This is a genomic window from Photobacterium sp. OFAV2-7 (genome assembly GCF_022347985.1).
Classification (GTDB): domain Bacteria; phylum Pseudomonadota; class Gammaproteobacteria; order Enterobacterales; family Vibrionaceae; genus Photobacterium.
On sequence record NZ_JAKRFQ010000392.1, the window covers coordinates 1 to 4,578 of the forward strand.

The 4,578-nt window shown below is 50.9% G+C and carries 4 protein-coding genes; all 4 read right to left on the reverse strand.

What is annotated here, in order from left to right:
* Window positions 1–208 precede the first annotated feature (208 nt).
* On the reverse strand, window positions 209–535 hold the full coding sequence (locus MHN01_RS17410) for a hypothetical protein (RefSeq protein WP_239412499.1): 327 nt from the start codon (window positions 533–535) through the stop codon (window positions 209–211).
* A gap of 74 nt (window positions 536–609) precedes the next feature.
* Window positions 610–1,947 (reverse strand): guanine deaminase, encoded by a 1,338-nt coding sequence (guaD, locus tag MHN01_RS17415; protein WP_239412500.1) that lies wholly within the window; start codon window positions 1,945–1,947, stop codon window positions 610–612.
* A 19-nt stretch (window positions 1,948–1,966) separates the two neighbouring features.
* The gene (gene xdhC, locus MHN01_RS17420; protein WP_239412501.1) at window positions 1,967–2,812 is read right to left on the reverse strand and encodes a xanthine dehydrogenase accessory protein XdhC; all 846 of its coding nucleotides are present in this window, start codon (window positions 2,810–2,812) and stop codon (window positions 1,967–1,969) included.
* 35 nt (window positions 2,813–2,847) lie between these two features.
* Window positions 2,848–4,578 (reverse strand): xanthine dehydrogenase molybdopterin binding subunit (gene xdhB / locus MHN01_RS17425; RefSeq protein WP_239412502.1); only part of this gene is annotated, 1,731 nt, incomplete at its 5' end.

Here is a 4,578-nt window from a genome sequence, read left to right on the forward strand (position 1 = left end):
GATGTTTTTAAGTGTTGTTGTGTTGGGCGTTAGTAAATTAACTCTTTATAGGGACCATTTCAGATATGAGTATTAGGCGCAGTAATTACAGTTTTAGTCGTTTGCTGAGGAGGGGAATGGAGTACTTTAGTTGTGGTTAAGAGGTAGAAGCGGAGTGAAAAGCCTGCTTACGAGGCAGGCTTTTAAATTGATCATGATGCTGTCGATGTTATTTGGGATAAACAGTCTGGCGACCGCACCCGGCACAGACGCCGTGCTGAATCCGAAGCTCACAATCATGAGTCGTAGGTATGCCGTGAGGGCAGTCATCGTCAATACCGGCAACATAATCCAGGCTAAAGGTACCTTCGCGGCCATCTCCTCGTGGATCATATTCGGCCAGCTCACCGAATCCGTTTTGTTGCTTAATCTTCTCTAGCATGGTGTTTAGCTCGCCGGCAAAGATGTCGGCATATCTGGCGTCCTTGCTGACCATTTCACTCATGCGCTGTAATACGGTCGTGACGCGAGTTTGTGTATTCTTGTTATCAGACATAAATTCAGTGCTCATGGTTGATGTGGCTGGCTGCCAGGCAGCCAGAAAAGTCCTTGTCTAGTGCTGTTATTGGCTTACACGGCTATTTTGCGGCCAGATTGTTGTCCATTGATATCGTAGGCTTTTTCACCGTAGATATAGGTTTGGCTAACCGTTCTGTCATCTCCCAGGCTCATCAGGACGAACAGTTTTTCTTCCAGATTCTTCGCCTGGTTCATACGAAAACGCATCAACTGGGTAGCGTGCAGATCGAGAACCACGAAATCTGCTTCTTTGCCAACTTCGAGGTTGCCGATTTTGTCTTCAAGACGCAGTGCACGGGCACCACCAAGCGTGGCCAGAAACAGCGATTTCAGCGGGTGCAGTTTCTCCTGCTGAAGCTGCATGATTTTGTATGCTTCGCTCATGGTCTGTAGCAGTGAAAAGCTGGTACCTGCACCGACATCGGTACCCATGCCGACATTGATATTAAACTTCTCCAGCTTCGGCAGGTTGAGCAACCCTGAGCCGAGGAAAAGGTTGGAAGTGGGGCAGAATGAGATAGCTGACCCACTTTCTGACAGGCGCTGGCATTCACAATCTGACAGGTGGATACCGTGGGCAAATACCGAGCGCTCGTGCAGCATACCAAAGTGATCGTAGACATCCAGGTAGTTGTCTCTGTCGGGGAAGAGCTCCATGACCCACTCAATCTCTTTTTTATTCTCCGATAAGTGCGTGTGCATAAATACGTCTGGGTATTCTTTGAGCAGCTTGCCAACGGTTTCGAGCTGGGCATCGGTACTTGTTGGTGCAAACCTCGGGGTGACGGCATATAGCAGTCGTCCCCGGTTATGCCAGCGTTCGATAAGCTCCTTGGAATCCAGGTAGCCGGATTCTGGCGTATCAGTGAGGTACTCGGGTGCATTTCTGTCCATCAGCACCTTGCCGGCAATCATCCGCAGCTTGCGTTTTTTGGCTTCCTCAAAAAAGACATCGACCGATTCTTTATGAACGGTTCCGAAAACCAGCGCGGTTGTTGTGCCGTTGCTGGCCAGTTCATCCAAAAACAACGAGGCCACTTTTTGGGCATAGACAGGATTTTTAAAGCGGAGCTCTTCCGGAAAGGTGTAGTTTTCCAGCCAGTCGAGCAGTTGTTCGCCGTAGGAGGCAATCATTCCCGTCTGCGGGTAGTGAATATGTGTATCGATAAAGCCTGAGGTGATCAGCTTGTTTTCAAAGTTTACGGTCTCAAGGTTACTCGGGTGGCGGACCTGAACCTGTTCAGCCTCGCCGATATCCACGATATGGCCGTTTTCAACCACGATCATGCCATCTTCAAAATATTGATAGCTCTTTTCCAGGCCGACATCTTTCGGGTCGGCAATACTGTGTAAGATTGATGCGCGATATGCGATTTTTTCCGTTGTCATGGTGCTATTCCTTTATCGCTCAGGCACTGTCGTTGCTCGCCTGAGTTACCGGTTCCGCTGCTGTGGTACTCGTCGGGCGTTTTTGCTCCAGGGGGACTCCCTGATAATGGGCAATCAATTCGCCAGCGACCGACACTGCAATTTCTGCCGGGTGTTTTCCTTTTACGGCACTGATTCCGATCGGGCAGGTCATGCGCTCGATCGTTTCCTGACTGTAGCCGCGCTCTGTTAATCGGTAGTCGAACTTTTTCCTTTTGGTCAGTGACCCTATCATGCCGAAGTAGGCGGTATCATTTCTGTTGAGAATCGCCTTGGCGAGATCGAAATCCAGCTGATGGTTATGGGTCATGACCAGATAGTAACTGTTGGCAGGCATATCCTTGACTTCGGCCACGGGATCATCGGAGACCAGTTTTTTCACTCCGGCTGGCAACTCTTCCGGGAATTCGTGCTCTCGCTGGTCAATCCATGTCACACGGAAGGGCAGGGTTGCCACAATATGGAGCAGTGCCTTGGCTACATGACCGGCACCAAACAGCACCAAGTGGTTTTGCTGGTGGCCGATAGGCTCGAAACTGAGCGTTGCCATGCCCCCGCAGCACTGGCCAAGGCGGGCGCCTAAGTTGAAATGTTCAACTTTAGTATGCCTGTCTCCCATTAGAAGCATGTCGCGTGCCATTTTTACTGCTTTGTGCTCAAGATGACCACCGCCAATGGTTGCCACAATATTGTTTCGGGTAACGAGCATTTTGGTTCCGGCATCGCGCGGGACAGATCCCTTGTCGGCCAGTACCGTTACCATGACACAGGCTTCACCTTGTTCATCGAGTTTGGCCAGTTCATGGATCCAGTTATCGTTATACATGTCATACTCCTTGGCGGTTGTTATCTTGATTGTTGTTATTTGATGTTCGTTGTGGCCTCTGCAGGGTTTTCTTGGGTTACTTCTGTATATTGCGGCTGTTGGACCGCCTGAACTGCCCACAGCACGCGCTCGGGCGTTGCCGGGGTATCGAGTTTCGGGATCGCGCCATTGACGGCAACAGAGGCAATGGCATCTTTTAACGCGCTCCAGACGGACATCCCCAGCATGAACGGGGGCTCACCCACGGCTTTGGAATTGAAGACGGTATCTTCCGGATTACTGCGGTTTTCCAGCAGGTGCGTGCGGAAGTCGATTGGCATGTCGGCTATTGCAGGGATCTTGTAGCTAGCCGGACCGTTGGTCATCAAGCGGCCTTGTTCATTCCAGACCAGTTCTTCAGTGGTTAGCCATCCTACTCCCTGAATGAACCCGCCTTCGATCTGTCCGATATCAATCGCCGGGTTAAGGGAGGCGCCGACGTCATGAAGAATATCTGCTCGTAAGATCTTGTATTCGCCGGTAAGAGTGTCGATGACCACCTCTGAACATGATGCCCCATAAGCATAATAATAAAAGGGACGTCCTCGAGCTTTTTGATGGTCGTAGTAAATTTTTGGTGTCCGATAGAAGCAGGTACTCGAAAGCGAAATCTGATTGAAGTAGGCCAGTTGGACAAATTCCTCAAACGGCATGAATTTATCCCGGATCTGGACAATGCCATTTTTGAAGACAATCTCTTCCTTGTCGACCTTGAAGTGAACGGCACCAAAATCAATCAGGCGTTGCTTGATGGTTTGAGCTGCATTTTGTGCCGCCTTGCCGTTCAGATCAGCGCCAGACGAAGCTGCTGTCGGCGAAGTATTCGGTACTTTGTCGGTGTTGGTGGCGGTGATCTGGATTTTGTCGATATCGACCTGGAACTCCTGCGCTACTATCTGTGCCACTTTGGTATTGAGACCCTGGCCCATTTCAGTACCACCATGATTGAGGTGAATACTGCCGTCGGTATAGATATGGATAAGGGCACCGGCCTGGTTCAGAAACGTAGCCGTAAATGAGATCCCGAATTTAACCGGTGTGATGGCCAGTCCTTTTTTGAGGATCGGGCTGGTTTTGTTGTACTCGGCAATGTCTTTACGGCGCTGGTGATAATCGCTGCTGGCTTCTAGCTGGGCCGTGATATCGTGGATGAAGTTGTCCTCCACTGTCTGATAGTAGTGGGTGACATTGCGCTCTTCATGGCCGTAATAGTTATGCTTGCGGACCTCGAGCGGGTCTTTTTTCAGGTAGCGTGCAATCTCGTCCATGATGTGCTCTATGGTCATCATGCCTTGCGGGCCACCGAAGCCTCGGTAGGCGGTATTTGAGGCGGTGTTGGTTTTGCAGCGATGGCCGGTGACTGTAGCATCGCCCAGGTAGTAGGCATTGTCGGAGTGGAACATGGCCCGATCTACGATGGAGCTGGACAGATCCGGCGAGTAACCGCAGTTACCGGCAACGGTGATATCGATCCCCTGGATCCGGCCATTATCATCAAACCCAACCTTGTATTGGTTGTAGAACGGGTGGCGCTTGCCTGTCATGGTCATATCTTCGTTGCGATACAAGCGCATTTTTGTCGGGCGGCCAGTGAGGGTCGCGATAACGGCTGACAGACAGGCTGGGGCTGCGGCTTGCGTTTCTTTACCACCAAAGCCACCCCCCATCCGACGCATATCAATAACCACTTTGTGCATCGGCACCCCAAGCACTTCGCCAACCAGCTT

What these genes read in the sequence shown, in the direction of transcription:
- MHN01_RS17410 (WP_239412499.1), bottom strand. Translation starts at nt 535, where the DNA reads ATGTCTGATAACAAGAATACACAAACTCGCGTCACGACCGTATTACAG.
- xdhC (WP_239412501.1), bottom strand. Translation starts at nt 2,812, where the DNA reads ATGTATAACGATAACTGGATCCATGAACTGGCCAAACTCGATGAACAA.
- guaD (WP_239412500.1), bottom strand. Translation starts at nt 1,947, where the DNA reads ATGACAACGGAAAAAATCGCATATCGCGCATCAATCTTACACAGTATT.